General features: G+C 42.0%; 1 protein-coding gene and 1 pseudogene. Both read right to left on the reverse strand.

The features are described 5' to 3' along the window. The coding region (locus C5684_RS09355) for a hypothetical protein (protein ID WP_199764529.1) at positions 1 to 2,106 on the reverse strand (2,106 nt) is incomplete at its 3' end. 53 nt (positions 2,107 to 2,159) lie between these two features. After that, positions 2,160 to 2,341, reverse strand: a pseudogene (locus C5684_RS08240) (hypothetical protein); the annotation flags it as partial.

The raw sequence follows: 2,341 nt of genomic DNA on the forward strand, positions 1-2,341 counted from the left end.
TGGGTTGTAGGTTTGGGTTTTAAAGAGTTGTAGGCAGGTTTGCTTAGATTTGGGGCTTAAGTATTTGGGATTTAAGCACATCGTGGGGTGGTTTTTTAAGATGGTGGGATCATCGTCTTTTAAGCGGTCGTAAAAAAGGGCGTTGTGGCTGAAGACAAGGATGCGGGCTAAATAAAGGGCAGAAAAATGGCTAGGATCTATTTTTGGTTGGTAGTGGTGTAAAAAATTTCCATAAATATTATCATCGGCATAATAGGCGGGTGGAACATCTTTATTGTTCTCTTTATCATCGCCTAAGAGGTGTGCCAGAGTTAAGCGTTCCCACAAACCCCGCGAAGAGATATCTGGTTTGAAAAACTGATAGGCATCATCTAGATTCTTTAAGGCTCTGTGTAATTTCTCAAGCGATTGGTTGTCCGAGATGTTATATCCGCCGGCACTAAGAGTCGCATGCGCGCGTGCCATGCATGTTTTCTTGTCATCGTCATCATCTGGCTTAGGTAGGGTGGGATCGCATTTCTTTTTATCAACCAATATATGCTGGAGTTCTTTAAGATAGGCGATGGGGTCCAACCCTGCCTTTTTAGCATTGAAAAGCGGGGCATAGATCAGGGTTGCGGTGTCCAAGAATTGTTGTGTTGCTAGGGCACTTTTAAGATGATAGGACTCATCATCTTTATTTTGATACTTGTCGATCATATCTAAGGCACGCAACATCTCCCGCTGTTTCAAATGCGCCAAAAACTGCGTTTCTGCTTTGTTGTTGGGCTTAAATTCTTGGTATAAGGGTATTTGTTGGATCGCTGTTTGCGCTAAGGGGATCACCCCTTTTATATAGCCCGGAATTTGCCCCGCAACCCGCATAAATTTCCACCCCTCATCCATGTTCAGACCGCTTATGATTTTTCGATTCGGTTGATCCATGTAATGATAAAGTGCCCTAAATGCCTTAGAAAAGGGTGTTCTCTGTATGAAATGTTCTTGCAACGCCAAACAAAGGGCATTTTTAGATCGAAGTGCTTGGACTTTGTCCTTAGAGTCTAAATACAAGCACGGAGTCGTATCAATGGAAACAAGCCGCATTGCTTTAAGGTAGTGGTTTAAATCGGCTCGATTGTAGGTTTGGGTTTTGAAAACTTGCAAGCAGGTTTGTTGGTATTTGGAAGAAAGGTATCTGGGGTTTAAACAGAGGGTGGGGTGTTCTTGGAGTTCTTTGGTGTCTATATATTGGGAATTGATGTAAGAATTAGCGTGCAAAAGCAAAAAAGCTGTGCGTGCTAAATAGTAGGTGGAAAAAAGCGTGTAGGGGTCATCTTTTGTTCCTATAAATTCATCTGTGCTCCCAGCGGCGGTTAGGGCTAGATTAGCCCATACAATTTTGCCATTGCTTAGAGCTTGCCAAAATTTGTTGGCAGAAACCATCGCCTTTATGTCGTGTTCTAAATGTTGTAAAAATACGCTTGTGGGTTTGTTACCCAAAAGATTGGGATCGTTGAGATAGAGTTGCAAGGTCTGATTGATATTACAATCTTGGCAGATTAGTTCCCACAATGCATCACTATTAAGAGAACGCAGATAAGCTATGGGGTCTAAGCCCACTTTATAGGCTTGGATTAAGGGCGTGTAGATGAAGTTGATGCTATCAAAAAAATCTTGGGCGATCTGCTGGGGCGTGGCTTTGTATTTGATTACAGGGCTACAATAATAAGATGAAGAGTTTTCAACCAAGTATAAGAGATGGACGCCTTCAAATTGCTTGAAATTTTTTAAAAAATCCTTTTTTTGTTCATCGCCATAGGGTTCGAGTTTTTGCAATAAGCCTTGCCCTAAAGGGGTGTATTGGAGCAAATCTGCCCCAAAATCCACCAGATCATTTGCTGGATTAGATAAGTATTCATCATATTTGCGCATCTCACACCCTGCAGCCCCAAACTGCGTTAGGGCATCTAATTGGTTAGAGACCATGTTAGCGCGCATTTTGCTAACGCCTTGGATGAGGGCGGTGAGTGTTGGGCTATCCTCTGTCTTGAGCTCCACCTTAAGCATTGTGGGCTCTTTAGCAAAACCTAGCACAATCAACAAAACTAATAAAATCAAAGCACGCATAGCAATTCCTTTTAATTTTATGGCATCTTGTGGAGCAAGAAAATTCGAGTGTATCATTTAAATTCCTTTTCTAAGTGTTCTTGCAACGCCAAGCATAGCGTATTATTAGACTTAAACACTAGTAACTTGTCTTGGGAGTTCAAATACACACAGGGGGCGTTATCAATGGAGAGTAGGCGCAAGGAGTTTAGGTATTTTTGTAAGGGTTTGGGATCATAGCTGTGTTGTTGGAAGA

The sequence above is a fragment of the Helicobacter bizzozeronii genome (assembly GCF_900196775.1).
Classification (GTDB): domain Bacteria; phylum Campylobacterota; class Campylobacteria; order Campylobacterales; family Helicobacteraceae; genus Helicobacter; species Helicobacter bizzozeronii.